The sequence below is a fragment of the Asticcacaulis solisilvae genome, assembly GCF_052327315.1.
GTDB lineage: Bacteria > Pseudomonadota > Alphaproteobacteria > Caulobacterales > Caulobacteraceae > Asticcacaulis > Asticcacaulis solisilvae_B.
In genome coordinates this window covers 1,874,604-1,899,995 of the sequence record NZ_CP166196.1, presented here as the reverse complement: position 1 = coordinate 1,899,995, position 25,392 = coordinate 1,874,604, and the positions used below count along the sequence as shown (strand labels likewise).

The 25,392-nt window shown below is 63.4% G+C and carries 25 protein-coding genes and 1 tRNA gene; 14 read left to right on the top strand and 12 right to left on the bottom strand.

Annotation, left to right across the window (positions count from 1 at the left end; genetic code table 11):
* Positions 1 to 60: 60 nt before the first annotated feature.
* The 3 genes from AB8717_RS08800 to AB8717_RS08790 all read left to right on the top strand — a co-directional run bounded on the left by AB8717_RS08800 (position 61) and on the right by AB8717_RS08790 (position 1,795).
* Positions 61 to 774 carry a hypothetical protein gene (locus AB8717_RS08800; protein ID WP_443750653.1) on the top strand — a complete coding sequence of 238 codons (714 nt, stop codon included), beginning with the start codon at positions 61 to 63 and terminating at the stop codon, positions 772 to 774.
* Positions 775 to 792: 18 nt separating this feature from the next.
* A complete protein-coding gene (locus AB8717_RS08795; protein ID WP_443750652.1) occupies positions 793 to 1,485 on the top strand; it encodes an NnrU family protein in 693 nt (230 codons plus the stop codon).
* 112 nt (positions 1,486 to 1,597) lie between these two features.
* Positions 1,598 to 1,795: a hypothetical protein gene (locus AB8717_RS08790; protein ID WP_443750651.1), complete on the top strand. Its 198-nt coding sequence runs from the start codon at positions 1,598 to 1,600 to the stop codon at positions 1,793 to 1,795.
* Between the two features lie 208 nt (positions 1,796 to 2,003).
* Here the strand turns inward: AB8717_RS08790 and AB8717_RS08785 are convergent, their stop codons facing one another.
* Positions 2,004 to 2,978, bottom strand: a complete 975-nt coding sequence (locus AB8717_RS08785) for a Gfo/Idh/MocA family protein (protein WP_443750650.1) — start codon at positions 2,976 to 2,978, stop codon at positions 2,004 to 2,006.
* Between the two features lie 214 nt (positions 2,979 to 3,192).
* Here AB8717_RS08785 and AB8717_RS08780 point away from each other — a divergent pair, with 214 nt between their 5' ends.
* Positions 3,193 to 4,095 carry a cobalamin biosynthesis protein CbiG gene (locus AB8717_RS08780; protein ID WP_443750649.1) on the top strand — a complete coding sequence of 301 codons (903 nt, stop codon included), beginning with the start codon at positions 3,193 to 3,195 and terminating at the stop codon, positions 4,093 to 4,095.
* Between the two features lie 58 nt (positions 4,096 to 4,153).
* Positions 4,154 to 4,771, top strand: a complete 618-nt coding sequence (locus AB8717_RS08775; protein WP_443750648.1) for a hypothetical protein — start codon at positions 4,154 to 4,156, stop codon at positions 4,769 to 4,771.
* Here AB8717_RS08775 and AB8717_RS08770 read toward each other — a convergent pair.
* Positions 4,768 to 6,090 (bottom strand): MATE family efflux transporter, encoded by a 1,323-nt coding sequence (locus AB8717_RS08770; protein ID WP_443750647.1) that lies wholly within the window; start codon positions 6,088 to 6,090, stop codon positions 4,768 to 4,770. The two genes, AB8717_RS08775 and AB8717_RS08770, sit on opposite strands and share 4 nt — an antisense overlap.
* A 206-nt stretch (positions 6,091 to 6,296) precedes the next feature.
* Here AB8717_RS08770 and AB8717_RS08765 point away from each other — a divergent pair, with 206 nt between their 5' ends.
* Positions 6,297 to 6,944 (top strand): tetratricopeptide repeat protein, encoded by a 648-nt coding sequence (locus AB8717_RS08765; RefSeq protein ID WP_443750646.1) that lies wholly within the window; start codon positions 6,297 to 6,299, stop codon positions 6,942 to 6,944.
* Between the two features lie 84 nt (positions 6,945 to 7,028).
* Here AB8717_RS08765 and AB8717_RS08760 read toward each other — a convergent pair whose 3' ends face one another.
* The 5 genes from AB8717_RS08760 to glmU form a co-directional block, all read right to left on the bottom strand.
* Entirely contained in the window at positions 7,029 to 8,399 is a 1,371-nt protein-coding gene (locus AB8717_RS08760) for a class II 3-deoxy-7-phosphoheptulonate synthase (protein ID WP_443750645.1), read from the bottom strand.
* 93 nt (positions 8,400 to 8,492) lie between these two features.
* Positions 8,493 to 9,854: an O-antigen ligase family protein gene (locus AB8717_RS08755; protein WP_443750644.1), complete on the bottom strand. Its 1,362-nt coding sequence runs from the start codon at positions 9,852 to 9,854 to the stop codon at positions 8,493 to 8,495.
* Positions 9,851 to 11,221: a glutathione-disulfide reductase gene (gorA, locus tag AB8717_RS08750; protein ID WP_443750643.1), complete on the bottom strand. Its 1,371-nt coding sequence runs from the start codon at positions 11,219 to 11,221 to the stop codon at positions 9,851 to 9,853. Before gorA ends, AB8717_RS08755 begins: the two co-directional genes overlap by 4 nt.
* 9 nt (positions 11,222 to 11,230) lie before the next feature.
* The gene (rpiA, locus tag AB8717_RS08745; protein ID WP_443750642.1) at positions 11,231 to 11,923 is read right to left on the bottom strand and encodes a ribose-5-phosphate isomerase RpiA; all 693 of its coding nucleotides are present in this window, start codon (positions 11,921 to 11,923) and stop codon (positions 11,231 to 11,233) included.
* Positions 11,923 to 13,284: a bifunctional UDP-N-acetylglucosamine diphosphorylase/glucosamine-1-phosphate N-acetyltransferase GlmU gene (gene glmU, locus AB8717_RS08740; RefSeq protein WP_443750641.1), complete on the bottom strand. Its 1,362-nt coding sequence runs from the start codon at positions 13,282 to 13,284 to the stop codon at positions 11,923 to 11,925. The genes rpiA and glmU overlap by 1 nt, the downstream gene beginning before the upstream one ends.
* A gap of 85 nt (positions 13,285 to 13,369) precedes the next feature.
* Between glmU and AB8717_RS08735 the strand changes: the two genes are divergently transcribed.
* The 3 genes from AB8717_RS08735 (at position 13,370) to AB8717_RS08725 (ending at position 14,795) form a co-directional block, all read left to right on the top strand.
* A complete protein-coding gene (locus AB8717_RS08735) occupies positions 13,370 to 14,044 on the top strand; it encodes an HAD-IA family hydrolase (RefSeq protein ID WP_443750640.1) in 675 nt (224 codons plus the stop codon).
* Positions 14,045 to 14,089: 45 nt separating this feature from the next.
* Positions 14,090 to 14,605, top strand: a complete 516-nt coding sequence (locus AB8717_RS08730; RefSeq protein ID WP_443750639.1) for a hypothetical protein — start codon at positions 14,090 to 14,092, stop codon at positions 14,603 to 14,605.
* Positions 14,606 to 14,720: 115 nt separating this feature from the next.
* A tRNA-Val gene (locus tag AB8717_RS08725) sits at positions 14,721 to 14,795 on the top strand.
* Between the two features lie 14 nt (positions 14,796 to 14,809).
* Here AB8717_RS08725 and AB8717_RS08720 read toward each other — a convergent pair.
* Genes AB8717_RS08720 through AB8717_RS08710 form a run of 3 tightly spaced genes read right to left on the bottom strand, consistent with a single transcriptional unit; the run spans position 14,810 to position 18,658 of the window.
* Entirely contained in the window at positions 14,810 to 16,210 is a 1,401-nt protein-coding gene (locus AB8717_RS08720) for a nitrilase-related carbon-nitrogen hydrolase (RefSeq protein ID WP_443750638.1), read from the bottom strand.
* 8 nt (positions 16,211 to 16,218) lie between these two features.
* Positions 16,219 to 16,788 (bottom strand): TetR/AcrR family transcriptional regulator, encoded by a 570-nt coding sequence (locus AB8717_RS08715; protein WP_443750637.1) that lies wholly within the window; start codon positions 16,786 to 16,788, stop codon positions 16,219 to 16,221.
* Between the two features lie 55 nt (positions 16,789 to 16,843).
* Positions 16,844 to 18,658, bottom strand: coding sequence for a monovalent cation:proton antiporter-2 (CPA2) family protein (locus AB8717_RS08710; RefSeq protein ID WP_443750636.1), 1,815 nt, complete (start codon positions 18,656 to 18,658; stop codon positions 16,844 to 16,846).
* Between the two features lie 132 nt (positions 18,659 to 18,790).
* Between AB8717_RS08710 and hutG the strand changes: the two genes are divergently transcribed.
* The 5 genes from hutG (at position 18,791) to AB8717_RS08685 (ending at position 23,368) form a co-directional block, all read left to right on the top strand.
* Positions 18,791 to 19,612, top strand: coding sequence for an N-formylglutamate deformylase (hutG, locus tag AB8717_RS08705; protein ID WP_443750635.1), 822 nt, complete (start codon positions 18,791 to 18,793; stop codon positions 19,610 to 19,612).
* A 12-nt stretch (positions 19,613 to 19,624) separates the two neighbouring features.
* A complete protein-coding gene (locus tag AB8717_RS08700; RefSeq protein WP_443750634.1) occupies positions 19,625 to 20,536 on the top strand; it encodes a bifunctional 5,10-methylenetetrahydrofolate dehydrogenase/5,10-methenyltetrahydrofolate cyclohydrolase in 912 nt (303 codons plus the stop codon).
* The gene (locus AB8717_RS08695; RefSeq protein ID WP_443750633.1) at positions 20,533 to 21,759 is read left to right on the top strand and encodes an NAD(P)/FAD-dependent oxidoreductase; all 1,227 of its coding nucleotides are present in this window, start codon (positions 20,533 to 20,535) and stop codon (positions 21,757 to 21,759) included. Before AB8717_RS08700 ends, AB8717_RS08695 begins: the two co-directional genes overlap by 4 nt.
* A gap of 226 nt (positions 21,760 to 21,985) precedes the next feature.
* Positions 21,986 to 22,720, top strand: a complete 735-nt coding sequence (locus AB8717_RS08690; RefSeq protein WP_443750632.1) for a CoA transferase subunit A — start codon at positions 21,986 to 21,988, stop codon at positions 22,718 to 22,720.
* A gap of 3 nt (positions 22,721 to 22,723) precedes the next feature.
* Positions 22,724 to 23,368, top strand: coding sequence for a 3-oxoacid CoA-transferase subunit B (locus AB8717_RS08685; RefSeq protein WP_443750631.1), 645 nt, complete (start codon positions 22,724 to 22,726; stop codon positions 23,366 to 23,368).
* A 422-nt stretch (positions 23,369 to 23,790) separates the two neighbouring features.
* Here the strand turns inward: AB8717_RS08685 and AB8717_RS08680 are convergent, their stop codons facing one another.
* Positions 23,791 to 24,459 (bottom strand): ABC-type transport auxiliary lipoprotein family protein, encoded by a 669-nt coding sequence (locus tag AB8717_RS08680; RefSeq protein ID WP_443750630.1) that lies wholly within the window; start codon positions 24,457 to 24,459, stop codon positions 23,791 to 23,793.
* On the bottom strand, positions 24,456 to 25,391 hold the full coding sequence (locus AB8717_RS08675) for an MlaD family protein (protein WP_443750629.1): 936 nt from the start codon (positions 25,389 to 25,391) through the stop codon (positions 24,456 to 24,458). The genes AB8717_RS08680 and AB8717_RS08675 overlap by 4 nt, the downstream gene beginning before the upstream one ends.
* Between the last annotated feature and the right edge of the window lies 1 nt (position 25,392).

Below are 25,392 nucleotides of genomic sequence, written 5' to 3'. Positions count from 1 at the left end.
TCTGGCTTGTTTCGTGGTTAATATCCGGTTCGATTTGACCACCGCAGCCTGAGTCCGACCTTGCCGACCTTCCTGCCCATGCTCGTTATCCTGTCCGCCGCGGGGCTGGCGATCCTGTTCATTCTGTACAGGATCTACGAAACGCGTGTCGAGGAACCGAAGAAACTGGAAGACGAGATCAGCGAGGCGCTGGGTGGCGTGAAACCCGACGTCGCCTCGATCGAGCCCGTGCGCAAGGCCGCCGTCGCCATCGCCTACAATGTCAACAAGATCGTCATCGTGCGCGACTTCGGCAAGAAGCCGCGCCGCATGTACGGCATTGCCGACCTGATCGGCATCGAGGTCTTCGTCGACAACAAGCTGGTGGCCCGCGTCATCCGCAACGGCCCGCACAAGATGCTGGACGACATCGCCCCGGCCGTGACGCGCGTCACCATCCGCCTGATCTTCGACGATCCGGCGCATCCCGACTATGAACTGGTCTTGTGGGATCCGAACGATGCCCTGACCGCCCGCGCCGAAGGTCCGCGCGCGGCGCTGGAAACGGCCCGGCGCTGGTTCTACCACGTCGAAGCGATCATCCGCCGGCCCCCGATGCGCGACATCAAGGCGCCGCCGCCGATCACGCCCGTGCCCGAGCCAACCAAGGTCGCGGCCCCCGCGCCTTTGCCGGCGCCCGATGCGGCCCTGCCCGCGCCGGCCCACACGCCGGCGGCACCGCCAAAAAAATCCGAGGGTGACGTGCTCAACGCCCCCCTCATCCCATACATATAACGCCGCGGACCCGATTTAATGTGGACCTTAGCGCTGGCCTGCGCCTTCTTTCTCTGCATCCATCTGATGGTGCCCGGTACGACGCTCAAGGAGCAGATCATCGGCGGCATCGGCGCGACAGCCTACTACATCCTGTTCGGCCTGTTTTCGATCGTCGGCCTGGTGTGGATGGGTGTCGCCTTCTTCATCGCCACCAGTAACCAGGACGGCCTGTACCACGCCTTCTGGTCCGCGCCGCTGTTCCTGCGCATCATCGCCCTGGTCGGCAACTTCATCGCCATCCTGCTGGTCGTGCTGGGATTGCTGACGCCGTCGCCGACCAATCTCCTGTCCCTGCGCCGCCCGCCCGACAAGACCGTCTACGGCATCATCCGCATTTCGCGCCATCCCGTCCTGGCGGGCATCGGCCTGTGGGCGCTGATCCACCTGATCTGCAACGGCAACCTGGCCAGCTGGATGTTCTTCGGCTCGCTGCTGGCCGTGTGCGCCATCGGCGCCAACAATATCGACCGCAAACGCATGGCGCGCATGGGCGAACTGTACGGCTCGATCAAGAAGCGGACCTCGATCATTCCGTTCGTTGCCATCATCGAAGGCCGCACGGCCTTCATCCCCGATGAACTGGGCTATGCGCGCATGTTCCTGGCGGCCTCGGTTTTCTCCGTTCTGGCGGTATTGCACGAGCTGCTTTTCGCCACCCGCGCGCTTTAATTAAGATATTGCCAACCAAGCCTTGACGGCGGCAAAACTGCCGGTGATATTCGTGTGCAGTGCCATAAAAAAATTCGCGTAGCGGCCTTATAATACAATAACGGATAGTCAGGTGGGTGGGTTTTCGTCCGTCATGAAGTTGTCGGCTTTTGGCTTATTGCTCTTTTTTGTGTCCGCCGCCCTGGTCATGGCCAGCGTGCTCGGCTACTTCCGCGATGTTCCCTATTTAACGGAATACCGCTACTGGCTTGCCCTGGGCGGGTATGGCGTCATGGTCCTGGGGATCGTGTTCAAAGGCCAGTCGCATTAGGGCGTGACGGCTTCCTTAAGCAGGAAGTGATCCACAGATTACACAGATTTCACAGATTATTCCGTGCGATAGCGCAGTCCCGCGCTTGTTGCCCGGCTGGATAATTGCGCTTCGCGCGAAGCGCTATACAGGCATGCCCTCGCGCTGTCCGTCGTTTAAGACACGGAATAATCTGTGAAATCTGTGTAATCTGTGGATAGCCCCGCCCTTAGGACGGATGGGCCTCGACCTCGGCTTCGGCCACCGCTTCGTCGATCGCCAGTGCCAGGCCCAAAGCCGCCAGGGCTTCGACGCCCATGCACAGGGGCCGGTCAAGCCGGCCACGCACGGTCTCAAGGAAACGGAACACGCTGGTGCCCAGCGGATCCTTGGCGATTGCCGCATCCGCGAAATCGGGATTCAGCGGAAACGGCGTCGTATTGCGGAAGGTGCGCGCCAGGAAGTCGATCTCGACCTCGCCCGACGGATAGATGATGCGCATGGTGCGCTCACGCGCCGCCGCCATGCGCGACGCCTTGAACGATGCCATCATGCCGGTCTCGAAGGTGACGTCGGCCGACACCTCATCGGCGCCGACGGCATGATAGCCCTCGTCCATGCGGCGGCGCGCATTGGCTTCCAGCCCGCCGGCCTCACCACCCGCCAGGGTCAGGGCCAGGTCGAGGTCGTGGATCATCAGGTCCAGCACCACCGAGACATCGAGATTGCGCGCCGATGCGGTGCCGTTGCGCACGGCTTCCAGCCGCGTCGGCCGCTCAGTGACATCGTACAGGCCGATGGCTTCGAAAACGGCGCGCTCCTGGTGGCCGACCGCCAGCACCAGGCTCTTGGCCTCGGCCAGGTCGACCATGGCGTCGCCATCGTCGTCGCTGGTCGCCAGGGGCTTTTCGCTATAGACGTGAACACCGGCTTTCAGGGCCTTCAATGCGACCTCAGCGTGCGCGAAGGCCGGCGTGGCGATCGTCACGGCGTCGAGCTGCGCCAGGAATTCTCCCAGTTCGTCGCCGGCGAACGCCTTGACGCCGTGCTGCGCCGCAAGCGCCTGGGCGCGGGAACGGTCGAGGTCGTAGATGCCGACAAAGTCGATGGCGATCCCGGCTTCGGGCGCCTGCCTGTATTTGTTGGCGTGATAGCCGCCAAAAACGCCTGCCCCCGCAACCCCCACACGCAAAGTCTTCGTCATGACCGTTCTATGCTCCAACCCGGAATCGGCGCGAGTTAAGCAGTTTTCCCACAAAACGGAAATTACAAAATGGATAAGGTTACCACTTTGCGTTTGTATGGACGCAGGCAAGGCCGGAAACATGTGCACAGGGGCGTGATGATCCCACATCCCCCTTTCGCAGGCGCGGCAGGCGCGTTACAAGCGACCCCATTTTGATGTCAGGGAGACCGCCGTGAACCGTCTATTCGGGGCCTATGTGATCGTCGATTTCAGCGCCGCCGAAGGCAAGAAGACCGGCGAGTCGTCCGTATGGATCGGCGTCATGAAGCGCGATGTCCGCTTCCGCCTGAGTTATGAAGCGTACAACCCTGCGACGCGCGCCGCCGCCATGACGCAACTGCGCTCTGTCCTGGCCGACCTGCACAAGCGCGGCGACCGCGTCCTGATCGGTGTCAACTTCGCGCTGGGCTTTCCGCGCGGCCTGAACGCGAAACTTGGCCTCGCCGACTGGAGCGCCATGTGGGAGTTTCTCAACAAGAACGTCGTCGACAAGCCGGACAACACGAACAACCGTTTCCAGGTCGCCGCAAAGATCAACCGCCTGACCACGGACGAGGCCTGGCCGTTCTGGGGCGGGCCGAAAAGCGCCGCGCAGAAGTGGCTGTCGACGCTGAAACCCGAGACCTTCGGCGGCTTTCCGGAATATCGCCTGACCGAGGACGCGGCGCGCGACCGCGTCAAGAAAACCCAGGCTCCCAAGAGCCTGTGGCAGATGCACGGCGCCGGCGTGGTCGGCGGCCAGGCCATGCTGGGCATCGTCGCGATCAAGACGCTGGTGGACTCGATGGCCGGCAAGGCGAAGGTCTGGCCGCTGCAAACGGGCTTCGGCGCGCTTGAGGCCGACGGCTTCGGCGAGGTCAACACGGTGATCGCCGAGGTCTTCCCGCCCCTGTTCGACGGCCCGGCCGAAGCCGGCGAGGTCAAGGATGCTGCGGGCGTGCGCCTGACCGCCACAGCCTTCGCCGAGATGGACGACCGTGGTGAACTCGGCGCCCTGTTCGCTGCCCCCAAGGGCGTGAGCGAGGCGGACCTGGCGATAGCGGCGGGCGAAGAAGGCTGGATGCTGGGCGTCTAAACCCTGTCCTCATTCCGCCCCATATGTTAGGCGTTGGTACATTACGGGGGATATTGCGATGAAACCTGCCTGCCTTGCGATCGTGACCGCAGCAATTGTCGGCCTGTCAGCGGCGTCGGCGCACGCCAAACAGGCTGAATGTGCTGCGTGGACGACCACGCCTGCCTATCAAATGCATTACCACGCCATCTTCGATATTGTCGGCGATCGGCTGGTGGCGACCCCGGGCTCGGCGACAGTCACGCTCGTAGCCGCAGCGATAAGCGGTCCGGCGAAAGACGCCAGGTTGGTCCTGACGCCGGGAAGCACAAGCGAGCATATCGTGTTCAGCACGTCGCAATTGCCTGATCGCTCGGCGCAGACCCTTTTCCTGAAGGTCCGGACCCCGGACGGCGCCGATCTTGGCCGTTTTCGCATTATCCCGCCCACGGCAACCGACAGCGTTATGGTCGCCGACCTGGCCACCGAACTGGCCGACCGGCTTACGGCCGTCCCCGTGGATCTGATCGTCGAAGCCGACGGCAAGGACGTACAAACCTATCGCTTCGACCTGAGCGGCATTCCCTGGCAACGCTGGAAGATCGAGCGCGATACGTTTTATGCCAATGCCCCTGACATGAAGACGGCATCCGACGCCGATCCCAAGTCAAGCCATTGCGCGCCGGTGCTGTTCTAGGCTTTGTCCAGCCACAGGAACCGGCCGGTCTGAAAGGTTCCCGATACCGCCGACGCCACCACGACCGCGCCGACCAGCCCCGCCGTGCCCCAGCCGAGCGTCAGCGCGAACACAAACCCCAGCGGCAACATGATCGCTCCGTAAGACAGGTAATGGATGACGGTCGGCGCCAGCACGTCCTTGCGCGCGCGCAGGGCCTGGGCCGCCACGACCTGCAGGCCGTCGGGGATATAGAACAGGCACGACAGCAAAAGCCCCTGGTGCACCAGCGGCTGCAAGTCTGGATCGGTCGTGTACAAATGCGTCAACGGCCCGGCGAAGACCAGCATCAGCACCACGACCGATGTCATGAACGCAGCCGCCGAAACGAAGCTGACGCGCCCCATCAGCTTCAGCCCTTCGCGGTCATGCGCACCATAGGCCTTGCCGACCAGCACCGAACACCCCGCCGACAGGCCCATCGGCACCATGAAGACAATGCTGGCGAAGTTGAGGATGATCGACCACGCCGCCACCGCCTCCTCGCTGATGCGGCCGGCGAACATCGTCATGCCGGCAAACGCCGCCGCCTCGATGAAGTAGGACGCTCCCGCCGCGTAACCGATATGGCGCTGCTCGACGGCAGCCTCGTGGTCGGGCGCCTGATGGCCGAGAAGGTCGTACGGCTTCGTTTCCTTCAGCCGCAGGATATGGACGAACAGGGCGACGGCTTGAAGCGAGCGTGCAACCAGCGTCGCCACGGCCGCGCCCATGGCGCCATGGATGCCCGCCACGTGTCCCGGTACCAATACCAGCAGCAGCACGACATTAAGGGCATTGGCGATCAGGGTTGTGATCATGACATCGCGGGTCCGGCTGAGCGCCTCGAGGAACTGCGAACACCCGGTCAGCACCAGGAACATCGGCATCGACGCCGCGAACACGATCAGCGGCATCCGCGCCCCGGCGGCCAGTTCGGGCCTGACGATCAGGCTAAGGAAGCCAATCCCCGCCACGAGCAGCAACACCATAAGCCCGAAACCCATCACCACGGCGTAGATCATGCCGCGCTGGAAGACCGCGCCGATGCGGTGCAGGTCCCCTGCCCCAAGGAAATGCGCCGTCTTGACCTGGATACCCATCAGCAGACCCATGCTGGCCACGGCCGGCACCCAGAACAGGGCCTGCGACAACATGAGAAAGCTGAGTTCGGCCGAGGAATAACGCCCGACGATCACCGTATCGAGAAACGCCATCAGCATGACGCCGACGCGCGAAGCCGCAACCGGCCACGACAGACGGTAAAGGGCGGCAAACGCCGCCCTCACATCGGGTGTCAATTGTGATCTCAATTGCAACATGCGCGGTAGGTACTCCGAACCGCGCCAAAGCGTAAGTGAAATTTACGCAAGATCATTTCCAACCCGCAACGCGGAACGGGTTGGACCGTCTGCCGCCAAATTTGTTTGCCATCCCTGCAGATTTCCGGGTAATTTTCCGGCGATCGTTCCATCCACTGTCTGGACCTGAACGACTGGGGGAAATCATGCGGCAACCATCGAGACTGATATCCGGGCTTTTTGCCCTGGGCCTTCTGGCGACAACGCCGGCCTTGGCCGAGACGCGTGAAGCTTTGATCATTCCGCCACCCCTTGCCGTCCTGGATGCAGATCAAGCCGCCGTCGTCGCCCGAAGGGCGGAAACCGGCTCGGCCAGAGATCAGACGGAACTTGGTGACATCTATCACTACGGCAATGGCCTTCCCAAAGACTACGCCAAGGCGCGCCTCTGGTACGGCAAGGCTGCCGACCAGGGATATTTGGCTGCCATGGAAAACCTCGCCAATATGAACTATCTCGGCGAAGGGGGCGCTCCGGACGACGTCACGGCAGTCAGCTGGTTACAAAAAGCCGCGGATTACGGAGATGGTGAAGCCCAGGCCGCCCTGGGACAGATGTACGAAGACGGAACCGGAGTGCGCCGCGACCTGGTTCAGGCTTACAAATGGACACTTTTGGCGGCTAAGACAAACATGGCGACGTACAACGGAAACTACCTTGCCCGTCGGGAAGATGAAATCTCCGCAAAAATGACGCCCGCTCAGATCGCCAAGGCCCGCACGCAGGCGGAGGCATGGCACGCCGAACCTCGAAGCGCCGTCCAGCAGGCGGAAGATAAGCGATATCCGCACTAAGCCTACGGTCCAGATCCAAAACCAAAAAAATGCGCCGGACTCGCAGCCCGGCGCATTCTCATTTCAACAACAATAGCAGCAGGCTCACGCCGCCTGTTGCGCCTTGTCCTTAAGCGTATGCAGGCGCTCGGCCACCAGGAAGCTCAGTTCCAGCGCCTGGTCGGCATTGAGGCGCGGGTCGCAGTGCGTGTGGTAGCGGTCCTGCAGGTCCTCGTCCGACAGGGCGAAGGCGCCGCCGGTGCATTCGGTGACGTTCTGGCCGGTCATTTCCAGGTGCATGCCGCCCGGATGGACGTTTTCGCTGGCGGCGATATCGACGAACGAACGGACTTCCGACAGGATGCGGTCGAACGGACGCGTCTTGTAGCCGTTCGACGCCTTGACGACATTGCCGTGCATAGGATCGATCGACCACACCACCGGCACGCCGTGCTTGCGCGTGGCGGCCATCAGTCGCGGCAGGCGTTCCGCCACCTTGTCCGAGCCGAAGCGGCCGATCAGGGTCAGGCGGCCCGGAATGGCTTCCGGATTCAGGGTGTCGATCAGGCGCAGCAGGTCGTCGGGCTCAAGCGTCGGGCCGCACTTGACGCCGATCGGGTTCTTGATGCCCTTCATGTAGTTGACGTGGGCGCCGTCGAGCTGACGCGTGCGCTCGCCGATCCACAGCATGTGCGCCGACGTGTCGTACCAGTCGCCCGACGTCGAATCGACGCGCGTCATGGCCTGTTCGAAGTTGAGCAGCAGCGCTTCGTGGCTGGTGAAGACGTCGACCTGGCGGATCTGCGGGTGGCTTTCCGGCGTCACGCCAATCGCCGACATGAAGCTGAGCGTCTCGGAGATCTTTTCGGCCAGGGCGCGGTAACGCTCGCCCTGCGGCGACGATACGAAGCCCAGGGTCCACTTGTGGATGTTGTACAGGTCGGCATAGCCGCCGTTCGCAAACGCGCGCAGCAGGTTCAGCGTCGCCGACGACTGATGGTAGGCCTTGAGGAGGCGCTGCGGGTCCGGAATGCGCGCTTCGGGCGTGAATTCCATGCCGTTGATATTGTCGCCGCGATAGCTGGGCAGGGTCACGTCGCCGATGGTTTCGACGGCGGACGAGCGCGGCTTGCCGAACTGGCCGGCGATGCGGCCGACCTTGACCACCGGACGGCCGCCGGCAAAAGTCAGTATGACCGCCATCTGCAAAATCAGACGGAAGGTGTCGCGGATATTGTCGGCCGAGAACTCCTTGAAGCTTTCGGCGCAATCCCCGCCCTGCAGCAGAAACGCATTGCCCTTGGCGACTTCGCCGAGCGCCGAGGTCAGGCGGCGGGCTTCGCCGGCAAACACCAGCGGCGGCAGGTGGGACAGTTCGGCTTCAACAGCGTTGAGGGCCTGGACATCCGGATAGTCGTTCGGGATGTGCAGGGCTGGCAGTGCGCGCCAGTCTTTGGGGGACCATGACTTGTTCATGGACCGTATGTAATCGTTTGACCTGCCAAACTCAACGGGGTTTTCAACAGAATACCGCGCGTTTCATGGTAAAAGCGTCGTAAAAACCACGTTTTATTGTAATATCTGCAACTTCTTGTCAGCCTTGACAGCTTTGACCGCCATCACGGCGACAACAACCATCAGCCCGCCCAGGCAGTACAGCCAGGCGCGCCACATACCGTAGCTGAGCGCGTTGAGCAGGAAATAGCAGGCCGCGCCGGCCAGCATGTAGGGCCGCGCCAGCTGTTCGACAGGCAGTTCAGGCAGGACTTCCACCGCCTGCCCGATCTCGACCATTTCGTTATCCGCCCGCCGCGCGTGGTAGCGCGAATCCCTGGGCGCTATGAACCAGAAGACGCAGAACCAGAAGCCCGCCAGCAGCAGCAGGCCTGGAATGCCAAGCTCCAGCCAGGCCTGCAGCGACATGTCGTGCGTGTGCAGCGGAATAGCCGGCGCAAAGCGGCGCGACGCCTCATAGCCCCAGCCCCAGAACGGCTTTTCCAGACTATGGCCGACGGCGGTGCTCCAGATATCGATGCGCGCGCCCCACGACGGCGGCAGTTCCCTGGCCAGCGGTACAGCTTCCCCCGCCCGCATCAGGATGAGAATGATGATGGGAAAGGCCAGTATCCACAGAACGGCCAGTCCGGCCAGTTCGTGCTCAGGCAAAAATCCGCGCCGCGTCCAGCCGTTCGGCCAGTAACGCGCAATGGCGAAGACCACGCCGCCAGCGATCAGGCACAGCATATGGGCGTTGGTGTCGACCGTCACCGAGGTCCAAAGGATCGTCACCGCCAGCAGGCCGACAGCAGCGAACCAGCGTTTGTAGACCAGCCAGAAGCTGAGCGGCCAGAACAGCATCAGCAAAACACCGTTGAGGTTGGACGCGTCGACCACGACCATTTCCGGCCGGTGGCCGCCGAAATAGGCGCGGTTCATGGCGTTGCGCATGCCGTCGGTGCTGACCGCGTCGGCCAGCATCACGCAGGTCAGCGCGATCAGCCCCCAGCTGACCAGGATGATGACCCGGCGGCTGTTGTCTTCCTTCAGCCCCCAGGCGGCGCACACCATGGCCCACGTCGTGAACCACATGAAGATCGGCGCCTGGAAATACCGCGTTGAGGCGGCGTAGGCCTTGCCGACCGGCATGCCGAGCGCGATCATCTCGACAAAGTCAGACCGGAAGAAGGCCAGCAGCAATATGCCCCCGCTCAAGGCCACGGCCGGCAGGAAATGGCGGATCGGCCGGCCCTTGCGCGGATCGAGGTAACCCAGCAGCAAAAGCCCGCCCAGGAACATGACAGGCGGCAGGATGGTCGTCGCGCCGAAATAAACGGTGGCCAGCAGTGTCGCGAAGAAGAGCATCATGACGCCTTCGCCATAGTGCTCGCGGATACGCGTCAGGATGGCCGGCGCCCCCCCTTTGATGATCATGGGCGCTTGTCCTTGATGGTGACGATTTCCTCGGCGGCGGTCGGATGGACGGCGCAGGTCGCATCCCACTGCGCCTTGGTGAGCCTGGCCTTCACGGCGATGCCCGCCAGCTGGATGACTTCGCCGGCGTCACCGCCGACAATGTGCGCCCCCAGCACGACATCGCTTGCCGCGTCGACCACCAGCTTCATGAAAATCCGGCTTTCAAACCCGTTGAAAGCCGCCTTCATCATGCGGAATTTTGTCGAATAAATGTCGACCTTGATGCCCTTGGCGGTCGCTTCGTCTTCGCTCAGCCCCACTGTGCCGATCTGCGGCTGCGAGAATACGGCCGTCGGCACGTTTTCGTAGTCATAGGCGGTCGGATTGTTCTTGAAGGCGGTCTCGACGAAGGCCACGGCCTCGCGGATCGCCACCGGCGTCAGGTTCAGCCGGTTGGTGACGTCGCCGATGGCGTAGATGTGCGGGTGCGACGTGCGCGAATATTGGTCGACCGGGATGGCGCCGTGCATGTCGGGCGTGATGCCGATGGCGTCCAGCCCCAACCCTTCGGTCTTGGGCTTGCGGCCCGACGCATAGAGGACCGCGTCGGTGTCGAACGTCGTGCCGTCGTTAAGGTGCAGGGTGACGATGTCGCCTTCCTTGTGCAGCTTGACCGGATCGACACCGGTCATGATGTGGATACCACGCAGCTTCATTTCCGCGTTCAGGTGGTCGCGCACCTCGGTATCGAAACCGCGCAGGATCTTTTCGCCGCGGTACATCAGCGTGACATCGACACCGAGGCCCTTCATGACGCCGGCGAATTCGACGGCGATATAACCGCCGCCGACGATGACCATGCGGCTGGGGAGCTTTTCCAGCTTGAACATGTCGTTGGACGTCAGCGCGTGTTCCAGCACGCCCGGGCAGTGCTGCGGCAGGAAGGGCCAGCCGCCGGTGGCGACCAGGATCGTTTTGGCCGTCACCTCACGCGTGCTGCCCTGAGAGGTCAGGACCAGCGTGTGTTCGTCCTTGAAGGCGGCGTGCGCGGCAATGACCTCGGCGCCGGCACGCGCCAGGTTGGAGCCGTAGATACCCGACAGGCGCGTCAGTTCCGCGTCCTGCTTGGCCTTGAAGTGGTGCCAGTCGAACTTGCCCAGGCTGACGTCCCAGCCGAAGCCCCTGGCGGCATCGATCTGTTCGGGGACTTCCGAGGCGAAGACCATGAACTTTTTCGGCACGCAGCCGCGCAGGACGCAGGTGCCGCCCGGGCGGTCCTCCTCGGCGACGCCGACCTTGAGCCCCAGATTGGCCGCCAGACGGGCAGCGCGCACGCCGCCGGAACCGGCGCCGATGACAAACAGATCGAAATCGAATTCGGACATGCAAATCCCTTAAGGGTAAACGGTGCGGACACCCGTATCGGTGCCCAGCAGCGCGACTTCGGCCAGGTCGAGGAACAGGCCATGGTCAACGACGCCGGTCAGCGACTTCAGCTCATGGGCCAGCCCCGCCGGGTCGTGGATCGCACCGCAGGCGACGTCGAAGATAAGATTGCCGCCGTCGGTAATGAAGGGCTGGCCGTCGCGCTTGCGCTGCACGGGCACCTTTTCGATATCGTATTCGAGCAGAACGTCGCAGATGCGGTTGACCGTGCCCTTGAACGCGAAGGGCTCGACCTCGATCGGCAATGGGAACTTGCCCAGCGTCGCTACGTGCTTACCGGCATCGGCGATGACGACACACGTCTTCGCCTGCTCCCAGATCAGCTTTTCACGCAACAGCGCCCCGCCGCCGCCCTTGATCAGGGCCAGGCCTTCGCCGATCTCGTCGGCGCCGTCGACGCACAGGTCAAGCTGGCCGATATCGTTGATGTCGCGGATCGTCAGGCCCAGGCTTTCCGCCAGTTGCGTCGTTTGCACGGATGTTGAAACCAGCGTCAACCGCTTGCCGGCCTTGACTTCGCGCGCGATCGCGTGCACGAACCACGCCGCCGTCGAGCCGGTGCCGAGGCCCACCTTCATCCCGTCCTTGACGTATTGCAGGGCCGCTTCACCAACCGCCTGCTTCTGTTCGTCGGCCGTCATCACTTCTTCTTCGCCTCCGCCTTTTCGGCCGCCTTGCGCGTGCGGAAGGCTTTCGCCCAGCCAGGCTTTTCGGTCTGGGTGTTGCGTTCGAAGGCCAGGGCGTCGGCCGGCACGTCCTGCGTGATGACCGAACCCGATCCCGTCATGGCGCCGTCGCCGACCGTCACCGGCGCCACCAGCGACGAGTTGGAGCCGATAAAGGCGCGTTCGCCGATGACCGTGCGATATTTGAAGAAGCCGTCATAGTTACAGAAGATGGTGCCGGCGCCGATGTTCGAGCCCGCGCCAACACTGCCGTCGCCCAGGTAGGACAGGTGGTTGGCCTTGGCGCCCTCGCCGATCGTGACGTTCTTGACCTCGACGAAGTTGCCGATGTGCACGTCCTTGCCGATGTCGGCGCCGGGGCGCAGGCGGGCATAGGGGCCGATCAGCGCGCCCGGACCGACACGCGCGCCTTCCAGGTGCGAAAAGGCGCGGATGACGGCGCCCGACGAGATGCTGACGCCCTCACCGAAGACGACATTGGGCTCGATCACAACACCCGGCTCGACCTCGGTATCGTAGCAGAAGAAGACGGTTTCCGGCGCCGGCATGTGGACGCCGTTGTCCATGAAACCCTTGCGCACGCCGTCCTGCCAGACGCGCTCGGCCACGGCCAGCTCGGCCTGGCTGTTGGCGCCGAGCGTATCGTCCTCGCGCGCCATGACGACGCGGGGCTGAAGCCCCCTGCCCCTGGCCAGGCCGACGATGTCGGTCAGATAGTATTCGCCCTTGGAATTCTCGTTCTTGACGTCGCTGAGCAGCGAGAACAGGCGTTCCCGGTCGCAGGCCAGCACGCCCGAATTGCAAGCGGTGACGAGGAGTTGTTCCGGCGTCGCCTCGCGCGCCTCGACGATGGCGTCGAGCTTGTCGCCGTCGAGGATCAGGCGGCCATAGGCGGCGGGATCGGCGGCTTCGAAGCCCAGCACGGCGACATCCGCTTCGGCGGCCAGGTCGAAGACAGGGCCCAACACGCGCGCCGACAAGAGCGGGCAGTCGGCATAGGAAACGATGACGCTGCCGTCGAAATCCTTCAGCACCTCGCGCGCGGCGTTGACGGCGTGGCCGGTGCCCATCGGCGGGTCCTGGATGGCGATATTGTCTTCGCCCACGCGTTCGGCGGCCGCGCGGCGCACTTCCGGGCTGTGATTGCCGACCACGACCACGACGCGGTCGCAGCCGAGCTCGAAGGCCGCGTCGATGGCGCGGTCGAGCATCGAGCGTCCGCCGACCTTGTGCAATACCTTCGGCAAGGGGGACTTCATCCGGGTGCCTTGCCCTGCCGCCAGGATCACCGCGGCGCGCGCCGTATTTTCACTCATATCCGCACTCTTCGATTGAGATTCTGGTGGATTTAGCCCAAACGGACCGCCGGTGAAACGACAATCGCGTTGCGGAGAGAAATTCATGGACCTGAGCGGCTACATCCTCGCCTTCGACCTCGACGGAACCCTGGTCGACACCGCGCCGGACATTATTGGCGCCCTGAACCAGGTGCTGCGCGAAGAAGGCATCAAGCCGTATCACCTCGACGAAGCCCGGCCACTGATCGGGCGCGGGGCCATGGAGTTGCTGCGTCGCGGCTTTGACCTGGCGGGTCATCCGCTGGCGCCCGAACAGGAACAGCCGCTGCTCGACCGGCTTTTGAAGCACTACGAGGCACATATCGACGCGTTCTCGACGATCTTCGACGGGCTGATCCCGGCGCTCGACGCGCTGGAACGGCGCGGTGCGCGCTTCGCGGTTTGCACCAACAAACACACCTATCTGTCGGTCGAGCTGTTGAAGAAACTGAAGCTGTTCGACCGCTTCGGCACGATCCGTGGCGCTGACTCGGTGCCCAACAAGAAGCCGGATTCGGGGCATCTTATCGCCTGCGTCGACGACATGGGCGGGGATTTGAGCAAGACGATCATGGTCGGCGATTCGGAAACCGACTTCATGACGGCGAAAAACGCCGGCGTGCCCTGCATCCTGGTCAGCTTCGGCTATTCGGAACGCCCGATCCAGGAACTCGACTGCGACGTCCTGATCGACCACTACGACGACTTTATCGCGGCGGTCGATAAGGTCGCGAGGTAACGCACCCGGCTTGAAATGCTTGCTGCATGATGAGATCAATGCCCTATGACAGCCTCCCCACCAGACGAATACTATGGCGTTCTTGTACGAGCACGCTTCGAAGAAGACCGTGCCGTTTTGCAGTTCCATGGGTTCGTATTTGATGGTGATAGCAATAACGCACCTGTGTACGAGGTTACCTTTGATAGCCCCTCATTTGGCCGTGGAGACGTCGAGCCCTTTCTGGATCAGGAGGTAGAATTTTCGCGACTTTCCGAGACGGCCCGAATTCATGATGTATTCGCCGGTCAAACCCTTGATCTCCCCTCCGCGCAATCGCGCGTGAAGTGGCAGCCTTACGATCTCGAAGATTATGCTAAGCGGGTAAAGCAACTGGACTTACATATTTCGGAGCTTCACCACGACTTGAAAAATTGCCGGGTACGGCTATCGAAAGTGCACTCTACGATCATTGAATTGCTCCGCCGTGCCGAGATCAAGGCGGGCGCATCTTCCGAACTCAATCGGCTGCAAAAGCCCGTGATCGAGGTTCTGCATCGGATATTGAGCCATCTCGACTAAGAGCGAGCAGGTGATTGACTTTTCGTTTCTAACCCATCCCCAACTTGCTGCGTTTTGCCCCTTGCCACATCGAACACGGCAAGCTAAGACGCGCGCTCCTCGCACTTCTGGTAACGGACGCGTAGCTCAGCGGGAGAGCATTCGCTTCACACGCGAAGGGTCACAGGTTCAATCCCTGTCGCGTCCACCACCAGCCTCTCCCAATCAAGACTCTTGTACAGTCTTGGGTTTGCGGCGAAGCGCCGCCAGGCCTCCGATGGCCAGGGCCACGACCACCGTCAGGTAAGCGAAGACGTCGCCGATCCGTGTATAGAGGGTCGGTCCGGACCCCAGCGGCACGGTGGCAACCACCATGCTCATGCCCGAGGGCGATACGGTGCGCCGCGCGATCAAGCGCCCTTGGGCGTCGTTGACCGTCAGCAGGCCGCGATGCGCCGCACGCACCATGGCAAAGCCGTTTTCCACCCCGCGCAGCACCGCCATGCGGGCGTGCAGCCAGGCATCGGCGCCGAAATCTCCGGCGGGTACGGCGGCCAGGCGCACACCGCGCGCCGCGTCGGCGCGAATAGTCGCCGGGAAGTCCATGTCCTTGCAGATCTCCATGGCGCGCCCGTTGCCGGTCCAGCCCGACCCGCGCCCAGGCGTAAAGGCGTCTTCCAGGAAGGGCACCAGATGGCGCTTGTCGTACTGTGTGACGCTGCCGTCGGGGCGCAGCAGCAGGGCCAGGTCGCCGGGCTGAACCGGGTCGTAGATACCGACGACGATATCAGCCCCGGTATCGTGCGCCACGGCCAGCAGCGGCTTGAGGACGACGGCCCGGTCGGCGCGTGCCGTGCCGATACTGGCTTCGGACGTGACGATGAGACGCGCGCCCTTCCCCGCCGCCGCGCGGGCGGCCTCGGCATAGGTTTCCGCCACCGCGACAGAGGCCGGGACCGCGCCGGGCGTGAAGGCCAGGTGCGCCTTGTCTTCGTCATCGAGCGCGGCGACGGTGACGCTTTCGCCCGCCGGGGCCGCCAGCCGCGCCCAGCCGAAACCGGCATTGGCCACGGCGATCGCCACGCCGGCGGCCAGGACAGCGGGATTGCGCAGTTCACGCCGGCCCGCCATAGCCATGGTATTGGCGAACAGGCACAGCAGGAAGGTTATGGCCGACAGGCCGAACAGCGACGCGCTCTGGATCAGCAGCGGCGCCGACATCTGGCTGTAGGCCATGGCGCCGAACGTGCCGTTCGGCGCCGAGGACTCGTACAGGAACTCCATGGCCGTCCACGCCACCGGAAAGGCCAGCCACGTCGCCCAGGGGCCGGTCGCGCGGCTGACCCAGCGCGCGAAGGCGATCGCCGCCGCGAACATGACCGTTATCGGCGCCAGGACCGACAGGATCAGCATGGGCGGCAGGTCGCCATAGCATTGCACGGCGTAGATCTGGCCGCACAGGAAGGCGAAGACGGCGGCAGCGATGACCTGCCACAGCGGTGTCCTGCCATAGGCCAGCCACAGGATGGGCGCCGGCGCGATCCAGGCGGTCAGCCAGACATCGTCCAGGCCGTGCGACAGGTAGAACAGGATGGCGCTCAGCAGCGCGGCGATGACGGTGATCATGGCGGTCCTCAAGCTTTCAAGGTGAAGGCGGCCAGGCCCCGGGCCATGGTCGCGCGGAACAGGTCTGCGAATTGGGCGTCGCTGGAAAAGCGGCGGGCGCGGTGCATCGACACCAGGCCCTGCGCCGTCGCGGTCAGCGACAGGGTGATATCGAGCGATGAGGTGGCGTCGAGACGGCCGAGCGCGCGCGCCTCATCGATGCGGACCATGATCAAAGCCACGGCGGGCGACCGGCCCGCGACAAAATCGTCGGGATATTGCCGCGCCTGCGACGCCGGCAGGAAAAAGGCCGCGTCAAAGCGATGCGGCTCGGCCAGGGCGAAGTCAAGGAAGGCGTCGGTCAGCGCGCGCAGCCAGGCCATGGGATCGGCCTCGGTAATGGCGCGGACGCGCGCTTCCCACGCGACGAAGCCGTCGGCGGTCAGGGCGTTGATCAAGGCATCCTTGTCGGCGAAGTGGCGATAGATGGCCATGGGCGACAGCCCGCAGCGCGTCGCCACCTTTCGGATGGTCAGGCCGTCAAGGCCTTCGGTTTCAAGGATCAGCCGGGCGGCATCGATAATACGGTCACGTGTCATGTATACAGCGTACACACATATGTGTACGCTGTATACATAAATTTTGAGCCGCCGCCTATTCCGCCGCTTCGCCGTCCTGGCGGTCTTCGCGCAGGATGCCTTCCAGTTCTTCGCGACTCAACTTTGAGAAGTTGAGCATCTCGGGCTCGTTCTCGAAGAAGGCGAACGAGGCCTTGAGCGTCCGGATATCGTGCGCCAGGAAGCGCTGCGCCTTGTCTTCCACGTCCTTGCGGTCGCGGCCGAGCGCCACCATCGCTTCGCGCGCAATGGCCAGGGAGCTGTCGAGCGTTTCGCGGTGATAATAGTCGACGCCCGCCTTGTGCAGATCGTAGGCATGGCGGCGGTTACGCGCCCGAGCGAAGATCTTGAGCTTCGGGAAATGCTGTTTCGACAGCCGCACGATGTCGACTGCCGCCTCGGCGTCATCCACCGCCACCACCAGCATACGCGCCGTTTCCGCGCCCGCGCTGCGCAGCAGGTCCAGCCGCGTGGCGTCGCCGAAATAGCTCTTCTGACCGAACTTGCGCACCAGCTCGACCTGGTCCGGGTTCTTTTCCAGGATGGTGATCGCCACGCCCTGCCCGCTTAAAAACCGGCCGACGATCTGGCCGACGCGGCCGAAACCCGCAATGATCACCGGGTTCTGTTCGTTGATCGTGTCGTATTCGCGTTCCGGCAGGGTGCTCATGAAGCGCGGCACGATGAAGCGGCCATAGAGCGTCGTCAAAGGCGGCGTCGCCGCGATCGACAGCGCCACCAGGAAGACGAGGAATTTCTGCGTGTCGGCGTCGATAATGTGCAGCCCGCCGATCAGTTGCAGCAGCACGAAGGCGAATTCGCCACCCTGCGCCAGGCCGACCGCCAGGCCCAGGCCTTGCGCGCCCGTGACGCCGAAACGATTGGCCAGCAGATACAGGATCAGGCCCTTCACCGCGATCAGCCCAACCACGGCGGCGAGCATGCCCAGCGGATGCGCCAGCAGCACGCCGAAATCCATGCCCATGCCGACCGACATGAAGAACAGTCCCAGCAGCAGCCCCTTGAACGGCTCTATATCGGTCTCGATCGTGCGGCGGTATTCCGAATTGGCCAGAACGACGCCCGCGATAAAGGCGCCCAGCGCCGGCGACATGCCGACCAGCTCCATCAGCACGGTGACACCGATGACGACGGCCAGCGAAGTCGCTGTAAAGACCTCACGCAGATTGGTGCGCGCGATGATGATGAAGACGTGGCGCGACAAAAGCCGTCCCGCCGCAATGACGCCGGCAATGACGGCCACGACCGCCAGCGGCTGGGTCCAGGTCGGCCACGACGCAATCAGGCTGTGTTCGGCCAGGTTCACCTCGACCCCGCTGGTCGCCAGCAAGGGGATGATGATCAGCACGGGGATGACCGCCATGTCCTGGAACAGCAGGACCGAAAAGGCGGTTTCACCGACCAGGGTATGCGTCAGGTTGCGTTCGCCCAGCATCTGAAGGACGAGCGCGGTCGACGACATGGCCAGCGCCATGCCGACGGCCAGAGACGCCTGCCAGCCATGACCGAGAACGATTCCCAATCCCATCAGCACAAGCGAGGTCACCGTCACCTGCAAGCCGCCAAGCCCGACGATAGAGCGCCTGAGCCGCCACAGGATGGCCGGTTCCAGCTCCATGCCGATCAGGAACATCATCATGACGACGCCGTATTCGGCGAACGCCATGACGCCTTCGGTACGGCCCAACAGCATCTTGGCGACCGGCGCGATGGCGATCCCGGCCAGCAGGTAACCCAGCACCGAGCCCAGCTTGAAGCGCTGCGCCAGCGGCACCACGGCGCAGGCAGCCAGCAGAAACATCAGGACGACGATGAGAAGCTTGAAATCCATGGCGGTCTTATGATTCGAAGGGAATACCCGGACCATAACCACCATGCCCGTCATGGCAAGCGCCGATGACCTCCCTTATCAAATTGCCTTGCCTTGCTTGACTTCGGTCACGCGCCGGGGCTCAATATTGCGATGCAGCCCAACCTTCAGCTTACGGACGAAATTCCGCTCTACGACGCCGTCGAAGGGACCGGCCCGCTGGTGGTCGCGGCGCCCCATGTCGGCACGCACCTGCCGTTCGATATTTCCGCGAAGCTCAACGCCACCGGCCGAGCGGTGGGCGAGACCGACTTCCACGTCCACCGGCTGTACGATTTTGCGCGCGGCCTCGGCGCCTCGACGCTTTTTGCCACCCATTCGCGCTACGTCGTCGATCTCAACCGCGATCCGGCGGGCAGCCACCTCTATCCCGGACGCTTCGAGACGCCGATGTGCCCGCTGAGCGATTTCGACCGTCACGCCATCTATGACGGTGAAGGTCCGGACGCAGCCGAGACCGAACTGCGCCGCCTCGTCTACTGGAAGCCCTATCACGACCGGTTGCGCGCCCTGCTGGATGCCGCCAGGGCGCGCCACGGCTACGCCCTTTTGATCGACGCCCATTCGATCCGTCCCGCCATCCCCGACCTGTTCGAAGGCCGCCTGCCCGACCTGAATTTCGGGCTTAATGACGGCCGTTCGGCGTCGCCCGTGCTTAAAGACATCATTGCTGAGTGGTCGGCGGCGCAATCCGAAAACACCACCGTCATCGACGGGCGCTTCAAGGGCGGCTATACGACCCGCCACTACGGCCAGCCGGAAAAGGGCATCCACGCCATCCAGATCGAGGTGGTGCAGGATTGCTACTTGAATATGACGGCCCCGCACCTGTATGACGCAGCCCTGGCGGCGCCGCTCTCTCATCGTCTCTCCACGCTTATTGAGGCCCTGGTCGAAGCATTGCCGCGTATCTAGCGGAGAGTGCACATGTCCAACGGCCAAATCATCGACGGCGCAGCCTATGCCGAACAGTTACGCCAGCGCCTGGCGCAGCACGTCTCGGACCTGACCGCCGCCCACGGCCTGGTGCCCTGCCTGGTGGTCGTCATCGTCGGCGAGGACCCGGCCAGCCAGATCTACGTCAAGAGCAAGGGCGAACAGACCCGCGCCATCGGCATGGAATCGCGCACCATCCGCCTGCCGGACACGACCTCCGAAGCTGAATTGCTGCACCTGGTCGACGAACTGAACCGCGACACGGCCGTCAACGGCATCCTGGTGCAATTGCCGCTGCCCAAGCACATGTCGTCGCTCAAGGTCATCGACGCCATCAGCGCCGACAAGGACGTCGACGGCTTCCACGTCGTCAATGCCGGGCGCCTGGCCGTGGGCCTGGAAGGCATCGTGCCATGCACGCCGCTGGGCTCGCTGATGCTGCTGAAGGACGCCGTGGCGAAAAACAACGACACCCTGGCCGGCAAGCACGCCGTCATCGTCGGGCGGTCGAACATCGTCGGCAAGCCGATGGCGCAACTGCTGCTCAACCAGGACTGCACCGTCACCATCGCCCATTCGAAAACCAGGAACCTGGCCGAGGTGTGCCGCGAAGCCGACATTCTTGTGGCCGCCGTCGGCCGCCCGCGCTTCGTGCAAGGCGATTGGGTCAAGGACGGCGCCTACGTCATCGACGTCGGCATCAACCGCATCCAGATCGATACGCCGGAAGGCCCCAAGTCGAAGGTCGTCGGCGACGTCGATTTCGACGCGGCGAAAGATCACGCCCGCGCCATCACGCCGGTGCCGAAAGGCGTCGGCCCGATGACCATCGCCTGCCTGCTCAACAATACGCTCAAGGCCTTCTGCCTGCAGAATAGCCTGCCGGTTCCGGACGGCGTTTGATGACAGGCGTCGTCATCATCGGCGCCGGTCACGCCGGCGGCTCGGCGGCGGGGTTCCTGCGCCAGTACGGCTTTAAGGGCGACATCACCCTGATCGGCGAAGAGCCCTACCTGCCCTATCAGCGTCCGCCTCTGTCCAAGGCGTGGCTGAAGGGCGAAGCGTCGCTTGATGACCTGTACCTGCGTGGCGACACCTTCTACGACGATCAGAACGTCACAACGCATCTGAATACGCGGGTTGGCGCCATAAATCGCGACGGCAGGACGGTGACGCTGTCGGACGGCGGCACGGTCGCCTATGAGCACCTGATCATCGCCACAGGATCGAAGGCGCGGCCATTCCCGGTCAAGGGCGCCGACCGCTTGCCGCACCATGTGCTGCGCTCAATCGATGACGCCGAACGGCTGAAGGGCGCCATTGCCCCCGGCCATCGTATTGGCCTGATCGGCGCAGGCTATGTCGGGTTGGAAGTCGCGGCCTCGGCGCGCCACCTCGGTTGCGAGGTCACGGTGTTCGAGCGCGAAAGCCGGATTCTCGCGCGCGTGGCGTCCCACGCCCTGTCGGATTTTTTCACGGCGACGCATACGGCGCATGGCGTCAGGATCGCCGTCAATGCCGGTGTCACCGAGCTGTCCCTGGGCGACGGCGACGTAAAGCGTGTGCACTTAAGCGACAGCAGTATTCACGATTTCGATCTGCTGCTGGTCGGCATCGGCGCGCTCCCGGCCGACGACCTGGCGGCCGCGGCAGGCCTTGAAACGGGCAACGGCATCGTGGTCGATGAACACGCCCGCACCAGCGATCCCGCCGTCTTCGCCATCGGTGACGTAACCTCGCGCACCCTGCCCTTTTACGACGGCCGCTTCCGGCTTGAGAGCGTGCCGAATGCGCTGGAACAGGCCAAGCAGGCCGCCGCCGCCATCACCGGTTTCAAGCCCCCGGTGATTGAAACACCGTGGTTCTGGTCGGATCAGTACGATCACAAGCTCCAGATCGCGGGGCTGTTATGCGCCGGCACGACGCCGATCGTGCGCGGCGATCCCGACAGCGGCGCTTTCAGCGTCTTCCACGTTGACGGAGAAGGCCGGATCCGTGCTGCCGAGTGCGTCAGCCGCCCGGCTGATTTCATGGCCGGCAAGCTCTTGATCGCCAGGGGTAAGAAGGGTCTCGACGTGGCTGTGTTGGCGGATGCGGACGCACCGTTGAAGCCGCTGCTGGCGTAAAGAAAGATACCCCTCCACCGCTTCGCGGTCCCCCTCCCCACGCTTCGCGTAGGGAGGAGAAATCGGCTCGAACGCTCCGCCCCATCGCAGATGGGGAGGGGGACCGCGAAGCGGTGGAGGGGGCCCTTCCCTTCTTCTTCACATCTCGTTTGCAACGCACAATTATCGCGTGACAGGCGTAACCAATTGGGCTTAGGTGCCAACAAATTACCTACTGGAGGACACCATGCCCGCAGGCGATTCCAAGCCCGGTTCCAAGGTCTGGCCCGATATCAAAACGGCCCTCGACGGCCTGCTCTTCGACAATATGGTCGTCATGTCCGGCGGCTTCGGCCTGTGCGGCATCCCCGAAAACCTGATCGCCGCCCTGCGGGACTCGGGTGTCAAGGGCCTGACGGTCATCTCGAACAATGCCGGCGTCGACGGATTTGGCCTGGGCCAGCTCCTGACCACCCGCCAGATCAAGAAGATGATCAGTTCCTACGTCGGCGAGAACAAGGAATTCGAGCGGCAATTCCTGGCCGGAGAGCTGGAACTGGAATTCAATCCGCAGGGCACCCTGGCCGAGCGCATCCGCGCCGGCGGCGCGGGTATTCCGGGCTTCTATACCGCCACGGGCGTCGGCACGGTCGTGGCCGAAGGCAAGGAAATCAAGCGTTTCGGAGACCGCGACTACGTGCTGGAAACCGGCCTGGTCGCCGACCTGTCGATCGTCAAGGCGTGGAAGGGCGACGAACGCGGCAACCTGATCTTCCGCAAGACGGCGCGCAACTTCAACCCGATGATGGCCACGGCCGGCAAGGTCTGCGTCGCCGAGGTCGAGGAGATCGTGCCCGTGGGCAGCCTCGATCCCGACAACATCCACACGCCCGGCATCTATATCGACCGCCTGGTCCTGGGCACGTTCGAAAAGCGCATCGAGCAACGCACGGTGCGCACCCGCGAAACGACGGAGAACTGAGCCATGGCCTGGACACGCGAACAACTGGCAGAGCGCGCCGCCAAGGAACTGAAAGACGGCTTCTACGTCAATCTCGGCATCGGCATCCCGACGCTCGTCGCCAACCACATCCCCGACGGCATGACGGTCACCTTCCAGTCGGAAAACGGTATGCTGGGCATGGGCCCCTTCCCGTACGACAACGAGGTCGACCCCGACCTGATCAATGCCGGCAAGCAGACCGTCACCGCGCTTCCCGAGACGGCCTTCTTCTCGTCGTCGGACAGCTTCGCCATGATCCGCGGCGGCCATATCGACCTGACCATCCTGGGCGCCATGGAAGTGGCGGAAAACGGCGACATCGCCAACTGGATGATCCCGGGCAAGCTGGTCAAGGGCATGGGCGGCGCCATGGACCTGGTGGCGGGCGTCAAGCGCGTCGTCGTCGTCATGGAACACGCCAACAAGCACGGCGAATCCAAGGTTCTGAAGGCGTGCACCCTGCCGCTGACCGGTACCCGCGTCGTCAACCTGATCATCTCGACGCTGGGCGTATTCGAGGTCAAGCCGGATGGATCGGGCCTGGTGCTGATCGAGCTGGCGCCGGATGTGACGCTGGACGAGGTCGCGCAACTAACCCAGGCGGCGTATGAGGTGCGGTTGAAATAAGAACCGGCTTCGTAGCCACTTCGCCCTCCCCATTTATGGGGAGGGACTGCCGAAGGCGGTGGGCGGGGCACTTGCGCTGCTCGCGACCGACAACCTGCTTCGTTTTAGGGCACTATGACTTTTGCTTGAAGCGGCGGCATTTGTGACGCGTTGGGCTCCCCCCCTTCCGTCACTCGCTCCGCTCGCGCCACCTTCCCCGTAAACGGGGAAGGAATTAGATGGCTTAACACCCTTCCTTCCCCGTTTACGGGGAAGGTGGCTGGATCGGCGTCAAGCCGAGCCAGACGGAAGGGGGGAGAACGTTGTCACGCCTAATACTGCTTCCGCCTAAAATCACAACGATCTAGGTAACAGGCGGCAAACGCTGTGGCTTCGACCGTTACACCCCGCAAGCAGAGAGGGCGAAAGAGTCCCCGTTCTACCTACGGCTTGACCTGCGTATCCGGCAACGGATTTGCCGCCACCGTTTCCTGCGTAAAGCCCACCAGAGCCTGCACGACCTCGGTCGTCGCCTGGTCGTAGGCGTCGGCCATCAGCGACATGTCGTTGTGACGCACGCCGACATCGGCGGTGATGTACCGCTGCCCCACCACGGAGCGATCCGACAACCGCACCAGCCGCGCATCGAGCGCGATCGACACGGTCGGTCTGCCGCGCTTGTAGGCGCTTTCAAAGTGATGAACGACCATCTCAAGCCGATAGCTGGTGTTCGATCCGCCACGGCGATCGAGCCTGACCGTCGTCGCCGAGCGCGAAAAGCCTTCCTTGACCGCGTCCTGGAACAGTTCCGACGCCGGGGCCGCCCAGCGCGCTCCGCCGGCATAGGCGACTTCGTTGCCTTCCGTCGTCAGCACACGGTCGCTGCCGGCCTCCTGCGGGAAGTCGATCTGGCCAAGCTGCACCGGCATGGCCGCGCCATTGACCGGCGGCGCCACGGGCGCCTCGTCCTTGTCGCTCTTCTTCACCTCAGGCGCGTAGCCGAAGCGATAGAGCTGGATCGGCTTGGTCTTGGGCAGCACATTGACGCAGCCCGACAGGGCGATGCCCGCCGTCATCAGGACAGCCAAAGTCTTCATTCCGGTCCGCGTCATGGATTGACCTTTCTTTCCTTGGCTTCCGGCTTGATGACAAAGCCCTTGGGATCGTTGTGCACGTCGTCGACCAGTTGCTTGAGCGAGCGCGAAGCCTCGTTGAGGTTCTCAAGCGACTCCTGCAATTCCGGCAGGGTCGTGGTCTGCACCGTGTCGAACGGCTTCTGGATCGACGCCGTCGTCTTGCTGAAATTGTCGGCCGCCGCCGCCAGCTTGTCGGTGGCCGCGTTGATCTTGGCCATGGTCTCCGGCACCTGGGTGCCCGCCACGCTGTTGGTGGTGTGCGCCAGTTCGGTCACCGCGTCGGCGGCCTGGCCGGCGCTGACGATGGCTTCGTGCGCGTCATCCAGGATCTGCTCGCGGCTCTTCAGGTCGGCCGTCAGCTGCTGGAGGTTGTCCAGGCTTTGCGAGAAGGTCTTGATATTCTGATCCGACAGCAAACGGTTGACGCGGTTCAGGCTTTCATAGGTGTTTTCGATGACCGAGCCCGAACCCTGCAACAGCTTGGACAGGGCGCTTTCCTCCGAATGGATGATGGGCGGCGGGCCGTCGGCCGTATGCTTCAACAGCGGCGCGCGCGCCGAGCCCGGCGATACCTGCATGTAGAACAGGCCGGTCACGCCCTGCGGCTCCAGCGACGCGATCGAGTCGGTCCGCACCGGCGTGCCGGCGTCCAGCTGCACGCGCGCGATGACCTGGTGCGTATTGGCCTGGCCCAGGCGCAGGTCCGTCACCTCGCCGACCTTGATGCCGTTGAAGTGTACTTCGGCGCCCTTGGTCAGGCCGTCGACCGGCGTGTTGAACTCGACATCGTAGATGGCGTAGCTCTGGTTGAAGTCGAACTTGATGAACCAGAAGGCGAAGGCGACCAGCGCCAATGCCAGCGTAAAGGTAATCAAGCCGACGACGGCATAGTGCGCCTGGCGTTCCATG

Excerpts from the sequence above, each read along its gene's own strand:
- AB8717_RS08755 (WP_443750644.1), bottom strand. The coding sequence starts at position 9,854 with ATGATCATCAAAGGGGGGGCGCCGGCCATCCTGACGCGTATCCGCGAG.
- AB8717_RS08700 (WP_443750634.1), top strand. The coding sequence starts at position 19,625 with ATGTCCAACGGCCAAATCATCGACGGCGCAGCCTATGCCGAACAGTTA.
- AB8717_RS08730 (WP_443750639.1), top strand. The coding sequence starts at position 14,090 with ATGACAGCCTCCCCACCAGACGAATACTATGGCGTTCTTGTACGAGCA.
- gorA (WP_443750643.1), bottom strand. The coding sequence starts at position 11,221 with ATGTCCGAATTCGATTTCGATCTGTTTGTCATCGGCGCCGGTTCCGGC.
- AB8717_RS08720 (WP_443750638.1), bottom strand. The coding sequence starts at position 16,210 with ATGATCACCGTCATCGCCGCGCTGCTGAGCGCCATCCTGTTCTACCTG.
- AB8717_RS08735 (WP_443750640.1), top strand. The coding sequence starts at position 13,370 with ATGGACCTGAGCGGCTACATCCTCGCCTTCGACCTCGACGGAACCCTG.
- AB8717_RS08675 (WP_443750629.1), bottom strand. The coding sequence starts at position 25,391 with ATGGAACGCCAGGCGCACTATGCCGTCGTCGGCTTGATTACCTTTACG.
- rpiA (WP_443750642.1), bottom strand. The coding sequence starts at position 11,923 with ATGACGGCCGACGAACAGAAGCAGGCGGTTGGTGAAGCGGCCCTGCAA.
- AB8717_RS08785 (WP_443750650.1), bottom strand. The coding sequence starts at position 2,978 with ATGACGAAGACTTTGCGTGTGGGGGTTGCGGGGGCAGGCGTTTTTGGC.
- AB8717_RS08765 (WP_443750646.1), top strand. The coding sequence starts at position 6,297 with ATGCGGCAACCATCGAGACTGATATCCGGGCTTTTTGCCCTGGGCCTT.
- AB8717_RS08715 (WP_443750637.1), bottom strand. The coding sequence starts at position 16,788 with ATGACACGTGACCGTATTATCGATGCCGCCCGGCTGATCCTTGAAACC.
- AB8717_RS08690 (WP_443750632.1), top strand. The coding sequence starts at position 21,986 with ATGCCCGCAGGCGATTCCAAGCCCGGTTCCAAGGTCTGGCCCGATATC.
- AB8717_RS08680 (WP_443750630.1), bottom strand. The coding sequence starts at position 24,459 with ATGACGCGGACCGGAATGAAGACTTTGGCTGTCCTGATGACGGCGGGC.
- AB8717_RS08710 (WP_443750636.1), bottom strand. The coding sequence starts at position 18,658 with ATGGATTTCAAGCTTCTCATCGTCGTCCTGATGTTTCTGCTGGCTGCC.
- hutG (WP_443750635.1), top strand. The coding sequence starts at position 18,791 with ATGCAGCCCAACCTTCAGCTTACGGACGAAATTCCGCTCTACGACGCC.
- AB8717_RS08685 (WP_443750631.1), top strand. The coding sequence starts at position 22,724 with ATGGCCTGGACACGCGAACAACTGGCAGAGCGCGCCGCCAAGGAACTG.
- glmU (WP_443750641.1), bottom strand. The coding sequence starts at position 13,284 with ATGAGTGAAAATACGGCGCGCGCCGCGGTGATCCTGGCGGCAGGGCAA.
- AB8717_RS08760 (WP_443750645.1), bottom strand. The coding sequence starts at position 8,399 with ATGAACAAGTCATGGTCCCCCAAAGACTGGCGCGCACTGCCAGCCCTG.
- AB8717_RS08775 (WP_443750648.1), top strand. The coding sequence starts at position 4,154 with ATGAAACCTGCCTGCCTTGCGATCGTGACCGCAGCAATTGTCGGCCTG.
- AB8717_RS08795 (WP_443750652.1), top strand. The coding sequence starts at position 793 with ATGTGGACCTTAGCGCTGGCCTGCGCCTTCTTTCTCTGCATCCATCTG.